The sequence below is a fragment of the Pseudomonas guariconensis genome, from assembly GCF_040822035.1.
GTDB lineage: Bacteria > Pseudomonadota > Gammaproteobacteria > Pseudomonadales > Pseudomonadaceae > Aquipseudomonas > Aquipseudomonas guariconensis.
In genome coordinates, this window is record NZ_CP162012.1 from 2439913 (window position 1) to 2461322 (window position 21410).

Annotated in this window: 14 protein-coding genes; 10 read left to right on the top strand and 4 right to left on the bottom strand. The window is 66.2% G+C overall.

Features of this window, described 5'->3' with window-relative positions; genetic code table 11:
- Positions 1-29: 29 nt before the first annotated feature.
- Genes AB1N67_RS11200 through AB1N67_RS11215 form a run of 4 tightly spaced genes read right to left on the bottom strand, consistent with a single transcriptional unit; the run spans position 30 to position 4244 of the window.
- Complete coding sequence (locus tag AB1N67_RS11200) at positions 30-1136, bottom strand: acetoin dehydrogenase dihydrolipoyllysine-residue acetyltransferase subunit (RefSeq protein ID WP_182818951.1); 1107 nt, start codon at positions 1134-1136, stop codon at positions 30-32.
- A complete protein-coding gene (locus AB1N67_RS11205; RefSeq protein ID WP_367863806.1) occupies positions 1133-2155 on the bottom strand; it encodes an alpha-ketoacid dehydrogenase subunit beta in 1023 nt (340 codons plus the stop codon). The genes AB1N67_RS11200 and AB1N67_RS11205 overlap by 4 nt, the downstream gene beginning before the upstream one ends.
- Positions 2156-2188: 33 nt before the next feature.
- Positions 2189-3166 carry a thiamine pyrophosphate-dependent dehydrogenase E1 component subunit alpha gene (locus AB1N67_RS11210; RefSeq protein ID WP_043215900.1) on the bottom strand — a complete coding sequence of 326 codons (978 nt, stop codon included), beginning with the start codon at positions 3164-3166 and terminating at the stop codon, positions 2189-2191.
- Positions 3167-3188: 22 nt separating this feature from the next.
- Positions 3189-4244, bottom strand: coding sequence for an ATP-NAD kinase family protein (locus tag AB1N67_RS11215; protein ID WP_102081723.1), 1056 nt, complete (start codon positions 4242-4244; stop codon positions 3189-3191).
- A gap of 277 nt (positions 4245-4521) precedes the next feature.
- Between AB1N67_RS11215 and AB1N67_RS11220 the strand changes: the two genes are divergently transcribed.
- The 10 genes from AB1N67_RS11220 (at position 4522) to AB1N67_RS11265 (ending at position 21409) form a co-directional block, all read left to right on the top strand.
- Positions 4522-6375, top strand: a complete 1854-nt coding sequence (locus AB1N67_RS11220; protein WP_090342603.1) for a sigma-54-dependent Fis family transcriptional regulator — start codon at positions 4522-4524, stop codon at positions 6373-6375.
- Between the two features lie 268 nt (positions 6376-6643).
- Entirely contained in the window at positions 6644-12490 is a 5847-nt protein-coding gene (gene mnxG / locus AB1N67_RS11225) for a manganese-oxidizing multicopper oxidase MnxG (RefSeq protein ID WP_367863807.1), read from the top strand.
- A gap of 17 nt (positions 12491-12507) precedes the next feature.
- Positions 12508-14484: a cytochrome D1 domain-containing protein gene (locus tag AB1N67_RS11230; protein ID WP_182818956.1), complete on the top strand. Its 1977-nt coding sequence runs from the start codon at positions 12508-12510 to the stop codon at positions 14482-14484.
- On the top strand, positions 14481-15146 hold the full coding sequence (locus AB1N67_RS11235) for an SCO family protein (protein WP_367863808.1): 666 nt from the start codon (positions 14481-14483) through the stop codon (positions 15144-15146). The genes AB1N67_RS11230 and AB1N67_RS11235 overlap by 4 nt, the downstream gene beginning before the upstream one ends.
- The gene (locus tag AB1N67_RS11240; RefSeq protein ID WP_102081722.1) at positions 15143-15820 is read left to right on the top strand and encodes an SCO family protein; all 678 of its coding nucleotides are present in this window, start codon (positions 15143-15145) and stop codon (positions 15818-15820) included. Before AB1N67_RS11235 ends, AB1N67_RS11240 begins: the two co-directional genes overlap by 4 nt.
- A gap of 5 nt (positions 15821-15825) precedes the next feature.
- On the top strand, positions 15826-17349 hold the full coding sequence (locus tag AB1N67_RS11245; protein ID WP_367863809.1) for an ABC transporter substrate-binding protein: 1524 nt from the start codon (positions 15826-15828) through the stop codon (positions 17347-17349).
- An 11-nt stretch (positions 17350-17360) separates the two neighbouring features.
- Positions 17361-18002 (top strand): SurA N-terminal domain-containing protein, encoded by a 642-nt coding sequence (locus AB1N67_RS11250; RefSeq protein ID WP_367863810.1) that lies wholly within the window; start codon positions 17361-17363, stop codon positions 18000-18002.
- Between the two features lie 266 nt (positions 18003-18268).
- Complete coding sequence (locus AB1N67_RS11255; RefSeq protein ID WP_043215034.1) at positions 18269-18799, top strand: response regulator; 531 nt, start codon at positions 18269-18271, stop codon at positions 18797-18799.
- A 68-nt stretch (positions 18800-18867) separates the two neighbouring features.
- Positions 18868-20646, top strand: a complete 1779-nt coding sequence (locus AB1N67_RS11260) for a GspE/PulE family protein (RefSeq protein WP_232095240.1) — start codon at positions 18868-18870, stop codon at positions 20644-20646.
- Complete coding sequence (locus AB1N67_RS11265) at positions 20627-21409, top strand: hypothetical protein (protein ID WP_367863811.1); 783 nt, start codon at positions 20627-20629, stop codon at positions 21407-21409. Before AB1N67_RS11260 ends, AB1N67_RS11265 begins: the two co-directional genes overlap by 20 nt.
- Position 21410: the final 1 nt, after the last annotated feature.

Sequence of the window (21410 nt, forward strand, 5' to 3'; positions counted from 1 at the left end):
GTTGAAAGGGCCGCGGGGCGGCCCTGGACTCAGTGTTGGCGCAGGAACGCCAGCAACCGCTGGTTGACCTGCTCGGCCGCCTCCATCTGCACCATATGGCCCATTCCTGGAATCACCACCGTCTCGGCGTCCAGCCCTTGGGCCTGGGTGGCCGGAATGATCGCGTCCTCCGCGCCCCAGATCACCAGCACCGGATGCTGTCCCAAAACGCCGCGCAGATCGTGCCGTTGCCGATTACCGTCGGCAATGGCCGAGGCCAGTTGGCGCAAGGCGCTGTCGACGCCTTCCAGGCGCTTGAACTTGAGCATGTCCTCGAGCATTTGCCGGGTCACCAGGCCCGGGTCGGCGAACAGCTGGCTCATCGCGGGCTTGAGGGCATTGCGGCTGCCGGCCTCGACGAAGGCTTGCAGGTAGCCTGCATTGATCGCTTCGCCAAGGCCCGCGCTGGCGATCAGCCCCAGGCTCGCCACCCGCTGGGGAGCCAGGCGGGTGAGGTTCAGGCTCACGGCGCCGCCCATGGAATGGCCGACGAAATGGGCGCGGGGAATGTCCAGGTGGTCGAGCAACGCCAACACCGCTTCGCTCAATTCATCCAGATCCCCCCGTTGCAGGGCTTTGGTCGATTCGCCGTGGCCGGGCAGGTCGAGGGCGATGACGCGGCGCTCGCCGGCCAAGGTCGGGTGATTGAACAGCCAGTTGTTGAGGTCACCGCCAAAGCCATGTACCAGCACCAGCGGCGTGCCGCCTTCGCCGAGTTCGAACCAGCGCAGCAAGCGATTGCCTACCTCGGCCTTCTGCGGGACCGGCCCCTGGCTTTGGTCGGCACTGCCCTCGGCGACGAACTCGGCCTGGAAGCGCTGTACCACCGCGTCGATCTGTGCCTCGTCGGCTTCGCCTTCGACCACCACCGCCAGCAGGGCGCCCACTGGCAGGGTTTCGTCAGGCCTTGCCACGACGCGGCGCAGCACGCCGCTGAACGGCGCCTCGACGCTGCTGCTGATCTTGTCGGTCTCAACGTCCAGCACTTCATCGCCTTTATTGATGACGTCGCCTTCCTGCTTGAGCCAGGTGTCGACCCGGCCTTCGGTCATCGACAGCCCCCATTTGGGCATGGTCAGGGTATGGATCTGGCTCATGCGGCGCTCCTTGTGGCTTCGATCACCTTGCGCACGGCGGTTTCGATTTTCGTAGCGTCCGGTATGTACAGGTCTTCGAGTGCGTCCGAGAAGGGCACCGGTGTGTGGGGCGCGGTGACCATCTCGATCGGGCCCTTGAGGGCGCCGAAGGCCTTCTGCGCCACCAGGGCACTGATGTCGGTGGCCATGGAGCAACGCGGGTTGGCTTCGTCGATCACCACCAGCCGACCGGTCTTCTCGACGCTTTCAAGGATGCTGTCTTCGTCCAGCGGGCTGGTCGTGCGCAGGTCCAGCACTTCGCAGTCGATGCCCTGACGCGCCAGGTTGGCGGCCGCTTCCATGGCCACATGGACCATGCGACCGTAGGTCACCAGGGTCACGTCGTCGCCGTCACGCAGGAAGTTGGCCTCGCCGAACGGGATGCTGTAGACCTCCTCGGGCACCTCGCCCTGCAAGCCATAGAGCAACTTGTGCTCGCAGAAGATCACCGGGTCGTTGTCGCGCATCGCCTGGATCAACAAGCCTTTGGCGTCATAGGGCGAGGATGGGCAGACCACCTTCAGACCAGGGATGTGGGTCCACAGGGAGGTGAGCATCTGCGAATGCTGGGCGGCGGCACGCAGGCCCGCGCCGTACATGGTGCGCATCACCAGGGGGGTGACTGCCTTGCCGCCGAACATGTAGCGGAATTTCGCCGCTTGGTTGAGGATCTGGTCCAGGCAGCAGCCAGCGAAATCCACGAACATCAGTTCGCACACCGGCCGCAGGCCTTGGGTCGCGGCGCCGACGGCAGCGCCCACGTAACCGATTTCCGACAAGGGCGCGTCCAGCACGCGGCCAGGAAACTGATGGTAGAGGCCCTTGGTGACGCCGAGCACACCGCCCCAGGCATCGTCCTCACCGGGGGCGCCGGCGCCGCCAGCCACGTCTTCGCCGATGATGAACACCGTGCTGTCGCGGCGCATTTCCTGCGCCAGCGCTTCGTTGATGGCCTGCTGGTAGCTGATCTTTCTTGCCATGGTGGTTCTCCTGTTGTTCTTGTAATCCGCAGCTCATGGGTAGGCGACGTAGACGTCGGTGAGCAGGTCGGCGGGCTGTGGCTTGGGATCGGACTTGGCACGGCGCACGGCATCTTCGATCAAGTCCTCGACGCGGGCGTCGATGGCATCGAGCTGGTCGTGGGTGAGCAGGCCGGCGTGGGTGGTCTTGTTGCGAAACTGCAGCAGGCAGTCGCGTTGTTCGCGCAGGTTCTTCACCTCGTCCGGGGCACGGTAGGTCTGGGCGTCGCCTTCGAAGTGGCCGTAGTAGCGGCTGAGCTTGACCTCGATCAGCGACGGACCTTGCCCTGCGCGGGCGCGCTCGATGGCCGCCCCGGCGGCCTCGTACACGGCGAAGAAATCAAATCCATCGATGGTCACGCCGGGCATGCCGAAGCCGGCGGCGCGGTCGGCAATGTGATCGCACGCCACCGACCAGGTCGACGCGGTGGCCTCGGCGTAGCCATTGTTTTCGGCGACGAAGATGCAGGGCAGGTTCATGATCGAGGCCAGGTTCATCGCCTCGAACACCGCCCCTTCATTGGAGGCGCCATCGCCGAAGAAGGCCACCGACACGTCATCGCGGCCCTTGATCTTGGCTGCCAGGGCAGCGCCAGCCACCAGTGGAGCGCCGGCACCGACGATCCCATTGGCGCCGAGCATGCCTTTTTCCAGGTCGGCGATGTGCATCGAGCCGCCCTTGCCGCCACAGACCCCGGTCTTCTTGCCGTAGATCTCGGCCATCATGCCGTACACGTCCACGCCCTTGGCGATGCAATGGCCATGGCCGCGATGGGTCGAGGCGATGCAGTCGCTGTCGCGCAGGTGGGCCATGACCCCGGCAGCAGAGGCTTCTTCGCCGGCATAGAGGTGGACGAAGCCAGGAATCTCGCCGGTGGCGAACTCCACGTGCAGGCGTTCTTCGAAGGCACGGATGGTGCGCATCACTTCATAGGCATGCAGCAATTGTTCGGAACTGAGGTGAGTGGACATCTTGTTGTTCTCCAGGGTTGTCTCAACACGGGTGTGCAGCGAAGTGCCGGTGATCGCGAGGGACCTCCAGCAGGTGATGGCGGGCGGCGTAGGCCAGCACGGCCTCGACATCGACCGTGAGGGGGCCGTTGGCATCGAGGGTCACGGTGGGGGTGTCGTGGGGGGCGAATTCGATCTCGCGCTCGCCATCGAGCGCCAGGGTGCCGCTGGCGAGGGTCAAGGGGTAGGCGACGCCGGGCTCCAGCGGGCCGCAGGCGCTGATGCCGCACGCTTGCAGCAGGCCAGGGGCCAGGGGCGCGAGCAGGGCCTGTTCGTTGTCGGCGTCCAAGTGCACCCAGGCGCCATGCCGATCCTGGCGTGACACCGGGCACCATAATCCGCACAGGGCCGAGAGACCGATGGCGTGGGGTTCGGCGAAGCAGGCAAATACCTCGGCCAGGTCATCGCTGCGGCTCAGGGCGCGGGCGCCGATGAAGCGCTGGGGCGATACGGCGACCTCCACCAGCGCCCACTCGCACAGGCCCTGTTCGGGGACGTGCACCAACAGACGCTTGTTGCGGCGCAGGCCGATTCCGGCCGGGACTCGTCCAGTTGCTTGCAGCCCTCCGGCCAGGCCCGCGCTGGTGGCCTCGCGCAGCTCGGGGAAGGCATTGTTGGTGCCGGTGGACAAGGTCAGCAGGGGTACGTCACCGGCCTCGGTGGCCACCGCCTTGTGAGTGCCGTCACCGCCGAGCACGGCGATCATCGCCACGCCGCGCTCGACCATGCGGCGGGTGGCCAGTCGCGTATCGGCCACGGTCTGGGTGAGCGGCAGGTCGAGTACTTCCAGGGCGGGCCAGTGTTGGCTGCGGGCGATCGGGCCGGCGCTGGCCTTGAGTACGGCGGCGGCGATGCCGGTCATGTCGGTTGGCAGCAGTACCTGGGCGATGCCGGTGGCGCCGAAGGCGGCGAGCAGGCGCTGGATAGCCGAGGCCTTGTCGGTACTCGAATAAAGCCCGGCGTTGGCGGTCAGGCGGCGCAAGTCGCGGCCGGAGGCTGGGTTGGCGATGATGCCGATGGTCGGGGCAGGTTGCGGCATGGCGCACCTCGGTTTCTTGTTTGCCAGTGCTTGAGCAAGCGCAGTGCCAGGTTGGCCTGGCTCGCCTGTAAGGCCTGTGGCAGAGCGTCTACATGTTTCTCTGGCCGCGATTGGCGCAGTGCCGGGCGAGACGCCGGGTGCCAGCCAGGCCCGGACGCAGGCGAGACGCTGAGACGCAGCGTCTCAGGTCGGCCGATGATCACGCAGCGCTTGTCGGGCACGGCTTGCAGGCGCTTAATGGCCGCACAACGACAAGAACATGAGAACCGGAGGCCCAATGCTTGCCGCGAACTCCCGAGCCCATGTCGATTGCGTCAGCCGGGTGCTGAAGAACGCCGAGCGCCTGCCCCAGGCGCCGGTGCCGACGCTGATCCTCGACTCGTGGCGCCGCTCCATGGACCTGTACCGCCTTGATCCTGGATCCTTGCAGGGGCCGCGCATCCTGTCCCAGGCGGTGCTCAACGAGTGCCGTGAGCGTGCCGAGCTGTTCCTGCGCATTGCCAGCGACGCTGTGGCCCGCTTGCACGCGCAGGTGCGCGGTGCCGACTACTGTGTACTGCTCACCGACGCCCAAGGGCGCACCATCGACTATCGGGTCGAGTCGGCCATCCGCAACGACTGCCGCAAGGCCGGGCTGTACTTGGGCACGTGCTGGTCGGAAGGCGAAGAGGGTACCTGCGGGGTGGCGGCGGTGTTGACCAGCAAGGCGCCGATCACGGTGCACAAGCGCGATCACTTTCGCGCTGCGTTCATCGGCCTGACCTGCACGGCCGCGCCGGTGTTCGATCCGCAGGGGGAGTTGCTGGGCGTGGTGGATGTGTCTGCGTTGCAGTCACCGGACGACCGGCGCAGCCAGCACCTGATCCGCCAGTTGGTGGAGCAGACCGCACGCGAGATCGAAAACGCGTTTTTCATGCACAACGCCCAAGGCCACTGGGTGATGCGCGCCCACGGCACCCCCGGTTACGTGGAAAGCCAACCGGACTATCTGCTGGCCTGGGATGCCGATGGTCGCCTGCAGGCGATCAACAGCCTGGCTCGGCAGCGCCTGCTGGAGGGCCTTGGGCGGCTGCCGGTGCATATCGGTGAATTGTTCGACCTCGACCAACTGCGCGATGCCAGCGATGCCTGCGCCCAGCGCCTGCCTGGCTGGGGCGGGCTCTATGGCCGGGTGAGTGCACCCCAGCGCCGGGCCCGGCCAGCGGTGGTGCAGCCGGCCCAGGACACGCGCATCGAGCAGCACCTGCGCTTGGCCACGCGGGTGAAGGACTGCAACCTGGCCGTGCTGGTGCAAGGCGAGACCGGTGTGGGCAAAGAAGTCTTCGCCCGCCAGGTGCACCAGCAAAGCCTGCGCCGTGAAGGGCCTTTCGTCACCCTCAACTGCGCGGCGATCCCGGAAAACCTCATCGAGAGCGAACTGTTCGGTTATGTGGCCGGTGCCTTTACCGGCGCGTCGAGCAAGGGCATGCAAGGCCTTTTGCAGCAGGCCGATGGCGGTACGCTGTTTCTCGACGAAATCGGCGACATGCCCTTGAACCTGCAGACGCGTCTGTTGCGGGTATTGGCCGAAGGTGAAGTGGCACCTTTGGGCGCGGCACGTCGCCAGCGGGTGGACATGCAGGTGATCTGCGCCACCCATCGGGATCTGGCTGCGATGGTGGCCGAGGGGCGTTTTCGCGAGGACCTGTATTTCCGCCTGGCCAATGCGCGCTTCGAGTTGCCACCGCTGCGCGAGCGGCACGACCGGTTGGGGTTGATTCATCGACTGTTGGCCGAGGAAGCCGCGGCCTGCGGCGTCGATGTGACACTGACGGACGCAGCGCTCGAAGCGCTGCTCACCTATCACTGGCCGGGCAACCTGCGCCAGTTGCGCCAGGTGCTGCGCTACGCCTGTGCGGTCTGCGATGGCGGGCAGGTGAGGCGCGAGGATCTGCCCGAAGCGGTGCGCGGCGTGGGTGCGACAGCTGCCGAGACGACCTGCGACCCTGCGCGCCAGTTGCTGCTCGATGCGTTGATTCGGCATCGCTGGAAACCGGCAGATGCGGCCAAGGCACTGGGCATCTCACGGGCGACCCTGTACCGGCGTGTACACGAGCACGGCATCGAGATGCCGAGGATGAAAGGCTGTTGAGGTATCGGTAGGCCTGTGCGCCATTCGCGGATGAACCTGCTCCTACCCGGTCAGCGCAGCCTCTGTGGGAGATTAGCCCTGGCGCAGTGTGTGGTGCTCGCTCCAATGCGATCTCGACGCATTACCCCCGAATCGGGGAATCGGCTGGGGAATCCTCCCCAGTCGGTTTTGAATGTCAGCTTAAGCCTTTGAAAAAACGATAAAAAATTTATGGCATGCCACTTGCTCCGGCTTTGCGCAGAACGTCTGTGTTTTCCGGAGGTGCAGCATGATGACCCCGTCGAAAGGCTCCGTCCTGACTTCACTGGCCCTGACCCTGCTGGGGTGGGGCGCGGTGAGCGAGGCTGCGGTGCAGTGCCAGCGCACGCTGGTGGCCAACGTAGTGGCACTGGATCAGCCGCTGATGTTCAACCGCCTGGGGGCACAGAATGCCAATGGAATGATCTTCGCCCTGCGCCAGGACGTGGTGGACGAACACCTGGTGCCGCTGAGCAACGGCGGGGCGGCGGTTCCCGGCAAGGTCACCTTGCGGCCGGACAAGCGTCCGCGGCCGATCGTGCTGCGGGTTGCGGCCGGTGACTGCCTGACAGTCAACCTGACTAACCTGCTGGCCTACCAGGCCAATCCCAACAAACATGGCTTCGATCCCGAAGACAACGTAGTCGAGGGCGAGCAAGCCCCGGAACTGGAAATCGAAAACCTCGAAGGGCCTGTGGCCGACGAGCAGGTCACCGACCGCTTCGTGGGCTTCCAGGTCAACGGTATGCAGGCGGTCAACGGCATCAGCGACATCGCCGCCAACACCGGTCGCAACGGCAACTTCCTGGTGGCACCGGGCAACACCCGCAGCTACACCCTCTATGCCGAGCGTGAAGGCGCGTTCGCCGCTACCAGCAAGGGCGCCACGTTCGGCGGCGAAGGCACGGCGGGCAATGTCTCCAACGGCCTGTTCGGCCAGGTGGTGGTGGTTCCCAAGAATGGGCGAACCTTTCGCAACACCCTGACCGAAGAGGAAATGCGCCTGGCCACCACCGGCCGCACCGCCACCGGCCAGCCGGTGATCGACTACAACGCCCGCTATCCACAGGTCGAGCCATGGATCGCCGAAGGCAAGGCGGGCAAGCCGATCATCGCGATGGTCGATGGCAACGAGATCCTCAGCAGCGAAACCGACGCCATCGTCATGGGCCCCAACCAGGACGGTAGTTTCCCGCCCTCGACCTACCCGCTGGAGTCCATCGGCAAGCGCAACCCGGCGCTGCCCAACCGGCTGGAAGCCTTCCGCGACTTCGCCTCGCAGTTCGCCGATGAAGTGGCCGGTACCCAGGCCTTCCCCGGTTACTGGGCGGACCCGGTGATGGGGCATGTGCTGGAGCCGACCCGTGATTCGTTCATGATCAACTACGGCTCCGGCGGCATGGGCGCCGAGGTGATCGCCAACCGCCTGGGCGTAGGGCCGATGCATGACTGCCTGTCCTGCGCCTACGAGGAATTCTTCCTCAGTGCCCACACCGTGGGCGACGTCGGCACCTTGGTGGATGTCCCGGCCAACGTTGGCCTGGAGCACATCCGCCCCGGCGAGACGCCGCCGGCCAATGCGGTCGGGGTCAAGGCCACCATGGCCCTGTACCCCTCGGAGCCGGCCAACGTGCACCACAGCTACATCGGTGACTTCACCAAATTCCGCAATACCCACAATGGCCATGAGCAGCACATCTTCCACCTGCACGGCCACCAATGGCTGTTCAACCCCAACGACGACAACTCCGACTACATCGATGCCCAAGGCATCGGTGCCGGTGGCGGCTATACCTATGAAATCGCCAACGGGGGCTCGGGTAACCGCAACCGGGTGGCGGGCGATGCTATCTATCACTGCCACTTCTATCCGCATTTCGCCCAAGGCATGTGGGCTATGTGGCGGGTGCACGATGTATTCGAGCAGGGCACCCGCCTGGCCGTGAGCGGCGAAGGCGAAAATGGCTTCCATACCGTGCCTTTCGGCCTGCGCAGCGGCAAGCCGGCAGCAGGCGCGCGGGCGTTGCCGGATGGCGAGATCATTGCCGGCACGCCGATTCCGGCCATCGTGCCGCTACCCGGCAAGGCCATGGCGCCGATGCCTGGCAAGGTCACCGTGGTGCCGAAGCTGGCCGAGACCCTCGTGGCAGAGCAGGACGACGATGACGAACCTGAAGCGGGCGATGACGATCATCCGCAGGAAACCAACGCGCCGCGTGCCGTGGGGTCCCTGGCCCTGGTCGATCGCAGCGAGAGCAATCGCAACGCCGATGGCACCCTGAAGAACCCCGGCTATCCGTTCTGGGTCGGGGGCATGGAGAGCAGTGTCGGCCAACGTCCGCCGACCCCGCCGCTGGACATGCTCGACCCGGCCCTGGCCCGTCAGCTCAAGGACAGCGGCAAGGCCCTGTGGGCCAACCTCGACCCCAACCAGGTCGACGGCTGGAACGGTGGCCTGGGCCGCCATGCGCTGGACGGCGTCTCCGCAGGCGGCGAAGCCGAGATCACCACCACCAAGCTGGACTTCTCCAAGTCGGTGCAAAAGGCCAAGCCGATCTACCTGCCGGAAGAAGGCACCGACGTCGAACAGGCTGCCATGCAGTTCCATGCCAAGGCCGAGCATCCCAGCTATGCGCTGATGCTCGGCAGCGCGCCGGTACCGCGCAACTTCCGCACCAACGGTGCCTTGCCCACGGCCGGCGCGCCGTACTACGAGCCTTGCATGGATGACCGCGGCAAGCGCCTGACCCAGTCCTCAGGCGTGGGCGAGTTCATCAGCGGCGAAAGTCCGGGCGCCATGAGCTTCCGTGGCAGTTCCACCTTCACCGCCGACCGTCCGCGCATCTACAAGGGCGCCAACATCCAGTTCGACGCGGTGTACAACAAGGTCGGCTACCACTTCCCGCAGGCGCGCATCATCGCCCTGTGGGAGGACGCGTGGCCGGTGATCACCAAGCAGCGCCCACCGGAGCCGCTGGTGATGCGCATGAACACCTTCGATTGCACCATGTACCAGCACACCAACCTGATCCCGTCGTTCTACGAGATGGACGACTACCAGGTGCGCACCCCGACCGACGTGATCGGTCAGCACATCCACCTGCCCAAGTGGGACCTGACCGCTGCCGACGGCTCGGCCAACGGCTGGAACTATGAAGACGGCATCCTCTCGCCCGGCAGTGTGGTCGAACGTATACAGGCCATCCGCAGCTTCAACGGCTGCACCGAGGGCGATCCACGCGACGGCACCGACACCTGCCCGAAAGCCAAGCAACACCCGTACTTCGGGCGCTTCGGTCGGGCCGATTGGCTGGGCGCGCGTACCTCCATGCAGCGTTGGTTCGCCGACCCTTTGATCAACGTGCATAACGTCGACCGGGGCCTGGGCACCATCTTCACCCACGACCACCTTGGCCCATCGACCCACCAGCAACTGGGCCTGTACGCCACGGTGCTGGCCGAGCCTGCCGGCTCGACCTGGTACCACGCCGAAACGGGGGAAAAGCTGTACAACCCGGCCACACGCCAGGATGGCGGGCCGACCTCGTGGCAAGCGGTGATCCAGACCGGCGATCATGACGGTGACGGTAAGAATGACAGCTATCGCGAGTTCTTCCTGGAGTACAGCGACTTCCAGCATGCCTATGAAGCGGGCGTGTATGTGGGGGCCGGCCCGGACGGCAAGCCTGACGGCCAGGCTTATCCGGCCACGGCTGACAGCTTCCGCTACGCTATCAACCCGCCTGTGCGGCAGAAGGCCTCCAACCTGCTCGAAGCGATCGTCGAGTCGCGCGGCGGGCTGGCCCCAGGCTGCCCAAGCCGTCCGTGCCCGCAGGCGATCTCGGTGGATGACCCTGGCATGTTCGTCGTCAACTACCGCAACGAACCACTGGCCTTGCGCGTGTTCGACCCGAACAAGGTCGGCCCGGATGGCAAGCGCGGCATGCAGGCCGACGGCATGGCCGGCGACCTGGCCTACGCCATGCAAAGCCGCACCGACCGCGCCATCCCGGCGATGAACCTGGCACCCTCGGCGATCACCTCGGCGGTCGGGCCGACCGGCGGCACCACGCTGTTTCCGCCGCACATCAACCAAGGCACCGAGCCGGGCGACCCGTTCACCCCGATGCTGCGCACCTATTCGGGTGACAACGTGCGGCTGCGCATGCATGCTGGTGGTCATGAGGAGGAGCACAACATCACCCTGCACGGCGTGAAATGGCTGCAGAACGGCTCTGGCTTCGGCAACAGCTCCAACTCGGGCTGGAAGTCGTCGCAAATGATCGGAATTTCCGAGCAGCTGGGCTTCATGGCGCCGGTGTCGATGATCTCCAGTTCCGCCGCCACCAACGGTGACTACCTGTACTCCCTCGATGCGGCGCTTGAGGGTTACTGGAACGGCATCTGGGGCCTCATGCGCAACTACACGGCCCAGCGCGCGGACCTGTTCGCGCTGCCGAACAACCCGCAACCGGTGGCTATGCGCAACACCGTGGCGTTCGACGGCATCTGCCCGAAAACCACGGCCAACGCCAATGGCATCGGCAGCCGGCCGACGGTCAAGCGCAGCTATGAAGTGGTTGCGGCTTTGGCCAACGACATCCTGGAGAACCGCAACGGGGTCAGCATCGCCGACCCGGCCGGTATCGGCCAGCATGTCGGCGGCCCGCTCAAGGCCAACGGCGGCACGTTGGTGTTCAACAGCCGTCGGACCAGCATCCCACTGGTGTCTGGGGTCGATCCGGAAGATGGCGAGACCTTCACCATCGGTGGCCATGCCGCACCGCTGCATGACCCGACCGCGATCCTGTACGTGCGCAAGGCCGACCTGGATCCAACCACCGGCAAGCTCAAGGCTGGCGTCCCAGTGGAGCCGCTGGTGCTGCGCGCCAATTCCGGCGACTGCATCAGCATCACCCTGGAGAACCGCCTGCCGATGGTCATGCCGGATCTGGCCAGCACCGCGGTCATTCATGGGGTGGTCAAGCGCGATCGCAACGCCAGCGAAGGCTCCACCGCGTTCAACAACAACCAGATGCGGCCATCGAGCCACGTGGGCCTGCACGCCCAGCTGCTGGCCTACGACATCACCAAGTCCGACGGTGCCAACGTTGGCCTGAACCCGGTGCAGACCGTACCGCCACGCGTGGGCACCAGTGGCGCCTACCCCAGCAAGGTGTACCAGTTCTATGCCGGGCACCTGGAGCGCGAAGGCAAACCGGTGCTGCAGTTGGGCCGCACGGTGGACAACATCAACACCACGGCCATCGAGTTCGGCGGCCTCAACCTGACCCCGGCGGATGTGATCAAGCAGCCGCAGAAAGGTCTGGTCGGCGCCATGAGCATCCTGCCCCAAAGCGCGACCTGGACCGAGGACACTGCCAGCCGTGCCCAGGCCACCGTCAAGGTCACTGGCCAGCCGGACTACCGCGACTTCGTCACGGTGTGGCAACGCTCGCTGAACATGCGCTGGGCCGATGGCCGGCCAGTGGAGGGCATCAACACCGAGGGCAATGGCGCAGCGGGCGACCCGCAGGACAACGGCAACATGGCCGTCAACTACAAGACCGAGCCTTTGTGGCTGCGCTTTGGCATGGCGCCTGACTCGCCGTTCGGCCGTGCCGATGGCTTGGGCTTTGGCGATGTGCCCAACGCCCATATGGCCTACAGCAACGATCTGGTCGGTGGCGACCCGCAGACCCCGGTGCTCTGGGCCAAGCCCGGCCAGCCGCTGCGCAACCACATCCTCATGCCCAGCGGTGGCAGCCGCGGCATGATCTACCAGCTCGATGGGCACCTGTGGCCACTGCACGCTCACCAGGCGGAGAAGAGCGACGTCAATGGCTACCCCATGGGGCTGCCTGGCATCGGCTCGGTGCGCTTTGGCTACAACCCGATGGCGATGTACATCGGCGCCCAGGAAAGCGTGCTGCCGGCCGCGCACTTCAGCTTCATGCTGCCCAGCGCAGGCGGCGCCAACGGCGTGCCGGGCGACTACCTGTTCCGCGACTACGGGGCCTACGGCAACCTTTCCGGGCTGTGGGGGATTTTGCGGGTCACCAATGAAGCCCCGCCGGCCACCGCCCCGGCACAATGAGAAGAGGGGGAGCGCGCATGAACAAGAAGACTCGTCCCGCCTACCTGGGGTTGATGGTGGGGTTGACATTGATCGGCCTGGGTCTGGCCTACGACAAGCTGTGGTGCGACCCGCGCGAGCTGCTGCTGGAGCAGGCCGATCCCCAGGGCCTGCACCGGCTCAGCCGGGACGGCGTGACCGTGGAGTTCGAGGCGCGCCCCCTCGATGGCGGCGAACTGCGCGAGGGCAACTTCGCCAACATCCGCTTCAAGGTCAGCGACCAGACCAGCGGCCAGCCGCTCTCGGGGATGGCCCCTGGCGCCTGGCTGGACCCGGCCCAGTCGGCGCCGCCCGGCGATCGCCAGAGCAGCTGCAAGGCGCGGGTGGCGCTGTTTCTCAAGAGCAGCATCGGCGCGCGGCCCTTGCTGGATCTGAACAGCTACTTCCTGCTGGTCCTGAACAAGGATGCCAGCCTCACGGTCATCGACCCCACCGTTTCGGTGGGCGGGGTCACCAGCACGCTGGCGCGCATCGACCTGCCGGGCCGGCCGATGGACTGGGTGGCCACCGGCGATGACCGGCAGGTGTTCGTGTCCATGCCCGAGCGCAACCAGGTGGCGGTGATCGACACCGAGACCTTCACCCGCGTGGCCACCCTTGAGGCGGGCGAGCAGCCGCTGCGGGTGGCCTTGCAGCCGGACCAACGCCGGCTGTGGGTGGGCAACAACAGCGACGATCCGGCCAAGGGTGGGGTGACGGTAATCGATGTGCCCAGCCGCACCATGCTCAAGACCTTCGCCACCGGCTCCGGGCATCACGAGATCGCCTTTAGCAGCGACTCACGCTACGCCTTCGTCAGCAACCGCGATGCCGGCACCCTGAGCATCATCGACATCGCCGACATGCGCCTGGCCAAGACCCTGCCGGTGGGCCCCCATCCGCTGTCGGTGGCCTATTCGGCGCTGTCCCAGGCGGTTTACGTGGCCGATGGCAAGGAAGGCACGGTGCGGGTGATCGACGCCCGCAGCCACCAGCTGCGCAACACCGTCAAGGCTGAGCAGGGCCTGGGGCCGATGCGTTTCAGCGAGGACGGTCGCTACGGCATCGTGCTCAACACCCTGGAAAACCAGGCCCTGGTGATCGACGCCAGCAACGATCAATTGATTCACCGCCTCCCGGTCGCGGCCGAGCCGTACCAGCTGACCTTCACCAAGGGCTATGCCTACGTGCGCGGCCTGGCCTCGCCGAAAGTCAGCATGATCAACTTGGCCAGCCTGGGGGCCGGGCGTGAGCCGATCATCCAGGGCTTCGAGGCCGGCCCCGCCGCGCCACGCCAGGCAGGCGACTTGCCGTTGGCACAGGGGCTGACCGTGGCCCGCGACGACAACTCGGTATTCGTGGTCAACCCGGTGGACAACACCACGTACTTCTACGCCGAGGGCATGAACGCCCCGATGTCGGGCTACAACAACCGTGGGCACCAGGCCCGCGCGGCGATCGTGGTCGACCGCAGCCTGCGCGAAATCGCCCCGGGGGTATACGGCTCGACGGTGAAACTGCCGGCGGCAGGCACCTTCGACGTGGCGTTCCTGCTCAACCAGCCGCAGATCATCCACTGCTTCAGCACCCAGGTCTCGGCAGCGCCGGACGCGGTCAAGCGCAAAGGGGTGCATGCCGAATTCCTGGGTAACGAGCAGCCTGCATTGCAAAACACTGCCTATATCGCCCGCGTGCGCATCCTCGGGGACGACGGTGAGCCACGCCTGGGCCTGCGTGACCTGAGCCTGCGCTACTTCCTGGCGCCTTCGTCGATGCCGCGCAGCCTGCCGCTGCAAGAGATGGGGGATGGTGTTTACCAAGGATCGCTGCAACTGGCCGAGACGGGCGCCTGGTACCTGCACGTGCAGTCGCCGACCTTGGGCCGCAAGTTCGCCGAAGAGAACTACACCAGTCTGCGCGTCCTGCCGACCGCCGTACCTACCGCTTCCCACGTGGAACCCAGGAGTGTGAGATGAACGCCAAGCTCGCCTGCAATCTGCTTGCCCTGAGCCTGCTGCTCGGAGGCGAGCACGTCCTGGCCCACACCGGGCATGACCACAGCGGCCATGCCGAGCAACCGCCGGCAGCCCGTCAGGAGAAGGCCAGCGTGCGCTTTGCCGACGTGTCGTTGCTCGACCAGAACGGCATGCCGGTGCGCCTGGAGAAGGACCTGGTGGGCGACCGCCTGGTGGTCATGGGCTTCATCTACACCCGTTGCACCACGGTCTGCCCGGTGGTCTCGTCGATCATGTCCAAGGTCCAGCAGCAGTTGGGTGGACGTGTGGGCGAGGAGATCCAGCTGGTATCGATCAGCGTCGACCCCCAGCGCGATGATTCCAAGCGCTTGCTTGGCTACGCCAAGGCATTCCAGCGTGGCCCGGGGTGGAGCTGGTTGACTGGCTCGTCCTATGCCATCACCGAGACGCTCAAGGGCCTGGGCAGCTTCAGTGCCGACCTGAGCCAGCATCCACCATTGATCCTGGTCGGTGACGGGCGCAGCGGCCATTGGACCCGCTACTACGGCTTTACCGATCCGGCCGTGCTGATCAGCGAAATCAACCGCCTCAGCGCTCGCCGTGTGCACGCCAAGAGCACCGCCATCGCCGGTGGGCCGGACAGCCAGGAGGTGCAGCCATGAGCAGCTCGACGGTTCGCCGCGTCGGCATGCGGGGCCTGGATTGGCTGACCCTGGTCGGCTGCCTGTGGATCCTCGCTTCGGTGGCCGTGGCCCATGACGGCGGCCATGACGGCCAAGCGCCGAACGCGCCCCAGCCACAGCCCGCGCCCCAAGCGATGAGCAGCGGTGGCGGCACCCGCGATGCGCAGACCTGGTTCACCGACACCGTGCTCAAGGACCAGAACGGGCGTGAGCTGCGCTTCTACAGCGATGTGCTCAAGGACAAGGTGGTGATGCTCAACGTCATCTTCACCCACTGCAACGACGCCTGCCCCCTGATCACCCGCAAGCTGCGCGAGGTACGCGAAGCCATGGGCCCTGAGCTGGCCGGGCAGGTCACCTTCGTGTCCATCAGCAGCGATCCGCTCAACGACACCCCCGAGGCGCTCAAGGCCTTTGCCCAGAAACAAGGCGTGGATGGACCGAACTGGCTGTTCCTGACTGGGGACAAGGCCAATGTCGACCTGGTGCTGGGGCGTCTCGGGCAGTTCCTGCCCAGCCCCGAGCAGCACTCTACCCAGTTGATCGCCGGCGACGTGGCCGGCAAACGCTGGAGCAAGATCCGGCCCGACGCACCGCCCGTTGCCATCGCCCAGCGCATGCAACTGCTGGCCCAGCCCCTGGCGGGACGGTGAGTGCCATGCGCCTTCTGCCCTTGGTGGTGTGGCTCGGCCTGTTCGCGAGCCACACGGCGCTGGCCTTGGACCTGACCGAGCAGGAGCAGGCGGGCAAGCGCTTGTACCGCGAAGGGGTGTCCAGCAGCGACGCGCAGTTGATGGCCCGGGTGGGCGCCAGCGACATCAGTGTGCCGGCCAGTGTGCTGCCGTGTGCCAGTTGCCATGGCAACGATGGCCGTGGCCGCGCCGAAGGCGGGGTACGCCCGCCGAGCCTGGATTGGCAGCGCCTGGCGTTGGGGCAGGGCGAGCGTGAGGCCAATGGCCGACGCTACCCGGCCTATGCCGAAGCAACGCTGGCGCGTGCCGTCGGGCAAGGCATCGACCCTGCAGGCAACCGCCTGGACCCGGCCATGCCACGTTTCGAATTGACCCTGGCCGACCAGCGCAACCTCACCGCCTACCTCAAGCGCCTGGGCCAGGAACGCGACCCAGGCGTGGAAGAGCACATCCTGCGTCTGGGCACCTTGCTGCCGGCCAGCGGGCCGCTGGCCGAGGCGGGCAGGGTGGTGCGCGCAGTGCTGGAGGACGGCCTGGCGCAACTCAACCAGCAGGGCGGGCTGCACGGTCGGCGGCTGGAGCTGGTGGTGCTAGACCCGGGTCATACGCCCGCCAGCGCCGAACAGGCCCTCGAGCGTTTGCTCGACGACGCGCAGGTCTTCGCCCTCATCGCGCCGTTGGCGCCGATGCTCGACGCGCGTCTGGGCAGCGCACTCGAACAACGTGGCGTGCCGCTGGTCGGCAGCTCCCCTGGCAGTGTCGGCAGTGCGCAGATCTTCGATCCGTTGCCAAGCCTGCCCGAGCAATTGCAGAGCCTGGCCGGTTTCGCCCGTGACCGCCTGGGCGTGGGGCCTGACGGGCTGCGGGTGATCTATGCCGGCAGCGAGCAGGCGGCACCTGCCGAGGCGCTGCGCCAGCGACTGCTCGCCGCCGGCTGGACGCCGGGGCCGGTGCAAGTCTTCGCGGGGCAGGCGGTGGAGGGCGAGGGCGTCGTCTTCCTGGGGCGCGCCCAGGCGTTCGGCGAGTTGGCGCAGGCACAGCAGGCCGCAGGCCGCAAACCCTACCTGTTCGCGGCCTCGAGCCAGGTCGCAGGTGCCCTGGCGGGGTTGTCTGCCGACTGGTCGCAGCGGCTGTTCCTGGCCTATCCCTTCACGCCCCAGGACTGGACCGAGCAAGGGCGGGCCGCGCTCAACGGGCTGCGTCAGCGCCAAGGGCTCGATGGTCGCCAGGCGGCGTTGCAGGTCAGCACCCGCTGCGCGCTGCTGCTGATGGCCGAGGCCCTTAGACAGGTAGGGCGGGACGCTAGCCGGGAGCAGTTGGTGCGAGCCCTGGAGGGGCTGCATGACCTGGACACCGGCCTCACGCCGGCGCTGGGATTCGGCCCCGGCCGGCGTCAGGGCCTTGCCGGTGCCCACGTGGTGGCGGTGACGCTGCCTGGCCCGCAGTTCCAGACTGTCGCTGCGTACAAGCCACTGCCGCTTACCCCTTGAAGGAGGTCGTCATGCGCATCGTGTTGCTGTGTCTGCTGCTGGGGTTCGCGCCGTTGGGTCAGGCGGACGTCGCCGTGGCGAGGGTCAATGGCGTCGAGATCAGCAGCATGCGCCTTGAGCGCTACTTTGCCGAATACCTCCAGGATCAAGGTCGACCGGTCGCCAGCATACGCAGCCCGAGCCTTTACAAGCGCTTGCGCGACCAGGCCCTGGACGAGCTGATCGACAAGGAGCTGCTGTGGCAGGAGGCCCAGCGCCGTGGCATGGTCGTCAGCGAGGACAGCGTATCGGCCCGTCTCGCTGAGCTGGAGCGGGCCTTCGGCAGCGCTGCGGTGTTCGAGCAACGTCTTGCCGAGGCCGGCTTCGATAGGACTGAGTACGCCGACTACACTCGTCACGAGATGGCCGCGCAGCAACTGTACGCCCAGATGACCGCCACCGATGAGCCCACCCCAGAGCAGGTCGAAGCCTTCTATCAGGCAAACAGGGAAAGATTGCAACGGATGCAGAACCAAAGTACCAATACCTTAGTCGAACGAGAGCAGGGTCTGGCCTTGGCCAGGCTCGCGCTCGTGGACGAAATGCAGGCCCAGGCCCGCCAGTCGGTGCGTAAGCGCTTGCGCGAAGGTGCGAAGGTCGAGCTTGCCGACTGAATGTGAGAGGCCGCTTGCACATTGCGCTGCCACGGGCTTGCCCGGCAGGGGGTTTTCCCCAATGCTGGGGGTAAGCGATCGGGCAAAGTGCCATCAACTTCCCCGCAAGTGGGGGAGCCGGTCCTCGCCTGGATTGGGTGATACCGCAAAATCAACGACTTACAGTTGTGCGACATGACTATTCACGCCTGGCACGAAGGATGCTCAAGCCTGTACAAGGCCGAACTCCAGAGTCCGGGCAACCGGGAAGTTCTTGGGAGTCGACCTTGGTGAACAGAGTATTAGTAGTCGATGACGAACAGACCCTTGCGCAGAACCTGCAGGCCTACCTGCAAGCGCAAGGCCTGGAAGTCCATGTCGCCCACGACGGTATCAGTGGCATTGCCCAGGCACAGGTCCTGGCACCGGATGTGATCGTACTGGATTACCGCTTGCCCGATATGGAGGGGTTCGAGGTCCTGGAGACCGTGCGCAGGAGCATGCAGTGCCATTTCGTGCTGATCACCGCCCACCCGACTGCCGAAGTCCGTGAGCGGGCCGCGGCACTCGGTGTCACCCATGTCCTGTTCAAGCCGTTCCCATTGGCGGAACTGGCCCGCGCAGTCGCCGACCTGACCGGCCCACAGCACCAGACTCGGACAGCGGACACACAGGCCGAGGGGTTCGTCGAACGACGCCAGAACAGGAACCAGACGTTCCCCCTGCAGATGTACGATGGCAGCTGGGTACTGGCCGACCGCCGACGCAACGGCGTGAAACCGCCCACACCTGACGACGAACTGCTCACCGGGGAATAGCGGCGCCCGCGGCCACCCCGGCAACCCCGAGCCAGCCTGCGACGCGCCCCTGAGCGGAGTCGCAGGCCATGTCAGACGTCGTCGATACAGCCCAAGCACCCCAGCCTGTACAGGGTCCTTCGCGGGTAGACCCGCTCCCACAGGATCTCCATTGCCTCCAGGCGCGCGCTGAGCCTGTGGGCGATGCACCACGGATTGGTGCCTACCCCCGCGAACTGCTGGCCCAGGCCCGCCTGCAAGCCGGTGACGAACGCCTGCTCAGCTGCCTGGCGCGCCTTGCCGGCGACGACGCCGCCACCTTCACCCAACGCCTGGGCGCCACCCTCCATTACCCCGTACTCGACAGCCAGGCACTGTTCGCCAGCACGCCGCTGTTCGAGCAGGTCAGCCTGGCACAGTGCCTCAAACGCGAGTTCATCCTGGTCCAGCACCAAGGCCAGGCCGTCGGCGTGTTCGCCGACCCCTTCGACAATACCCGCCTGGCCTGGATCGACGATTGCCTGCAGGGCGCGCCGCTGTACCTGGCCCATGCCGCCGACATCGCCGCCTTCCTGGCCCGCCAGGAGGAGAGTTTCCATGCCGTCGACGCCCTGGAGCACGATGCCGAGCCCGGCACCGAGACCGATCCGCTGCAGCGTCTGTCGCTGACCAGCATCAGCGAGGACCAGAGCAAGGTGGTCAAGCTGGTCAACTCGACCCTCTACGACGCCCTCAAGCAGCATGCCAGCGACATCCACCTGAGCATGACCGGCCAGGGGCTGACCATCAAATACCGCATCGACGGTGTGCTCAACGGTGCCGGCAAAGCCAGTGGCAGTGCCTTCGCCGACCAAGTGATCTCGCGCATCAAGGTCATGGCCGAGCTGGACATCGGCGAAAAGCGCGTGCCCCAGGATGGCCGCTTCAAGGTCGCGGTGGGCGAGCGTCAAATCGACTTCCGCGTCTCGATCATGCCGAGCATCTTCGGCGAAGACGCCGTACTGAGGGTGCTGGACAAACAGGACCTGTCCGACCGGGTCAGCGGGGTGCAGTTGCAGGCCCTGGGCTTTGCCGACCACACCCTGGTGGCCCTGCGCCGCCTGGCCGCCGAGCCCTACGGCATGATCCTGGTGACCGGCCCCACCGGCAGCGGCAAGACCACCACGCTCTACGCGATGATCAGCGAGATCAACCACGGCGTGGACAAGATCATCACCATCGAAGACCCGGTCGAGTATCAATTGCCGGGTGTGCTGCAGATTCCAGTCAACGAGAAGAAGGGGCTGACCTTCGCCCGGGGTCTGCGCTCGATCCTGCGTCATGACCCGGACAAGATCCTGGTCGGCGAGATCCGCGACCCGGACACCGCCCAGATCGCCGTGCAATCGGCCCTGACCGGGCACCTGGTGTTCACCACCATCCACGCCAACAACGTCTTCGATGTGATCGGCCGCTTCAGCCAGATGCAGGTCGACCCCTACAGTTTCGTCTCGGCGCTCAACGCCGTGCTGGCCCAGCGCCTGATTCGCCTGGCCTGCCCGCATTGCGCGGTCCACGCCGAGCCGGATGACGAAACCCTGGCCGCCTCGGGGCTCACCCGTGAAGGCGTGGCTGGATGGACCTTCGTTCGCGCCCAGGGCTGCGGCCAGTGCCGTGGCAGTGGTTACCGCGGACGCAGCGCCATCGCCGAATTGCTCCACCTGGATGACGACCTGCGGCAGATGATCGTCGAGCGCCGGCCCCTGTCGCAGATCAAGTCGCTGGCTTGCCAGCGGGGTCTGCGTCTGCTGCGCGCCTCTGCCCTGGACCTGGTCCGCGAGGGCCGTACCACGCTTGAGGAGATCAACCGTGTCACATTTATCGCTTGATCGCTATTGCGCCGTGCTCGGCGCCGAGGGTGTCGGCCTCGGTCGCTGGCACGCCAACCAACATCAGTGGCTGGGCAGCCGCGCCTTCACCTGCGATCCCGCCCAACCGGCCTGGGCACCGGCACTCGAGGCCCTGGGCGAATTGCTCGCCGAACATGCGCCACGGCGGGCCCAGTTGCGGGTGCTGCTGTCGGCGCGCTACAGCCGCTTCTGCCTGGTGCCCTGGAGCGACGCCATCGGTCATCCGCGTGAGCTGGACGCCTACGCCCGGGCCTGCTTCGAGAACCTCTACGGTCAGTCGCTGGACGACTGGCGCATCGTGCTCTCGCCGGAGCCGGCAGGGGCTTCGCGCATCGCCACGGCCTTGCCCGAAGCACTGCTGCAGGCTCTGCAGGCACTGGGCCGGGAAAGCCGCCTGAGCCTGCGCTCGGTCCAGCCTTATCTGATGGCCGCCTATAACCGCTGCTCGGCGCAACTGGAGGAGGGCGATTTTCTTTTCGTGCTCGCCGAGCCATGGCGCAGTGTGCTGCTGCTGGCCGCTGGGGGGGCCTGGCAACAGGTACTGGCCCAGGGCTGCGCCGACAACGACCAGGCGCTGCAGGCGCTGATCGAGCGCACCTGTGAGCTGTACGGCGAGCACCTGCCCAGGGTCTACCTGCATGCGCCGGGGCGAGGGGATGTGCCGCGGTTGGCCGCCGTGCAACTGTGCCAGCCGGCAGGCGACAGCGATCCGCTGTGCGCCATGTGGCGGGCGGTGGCTTGAC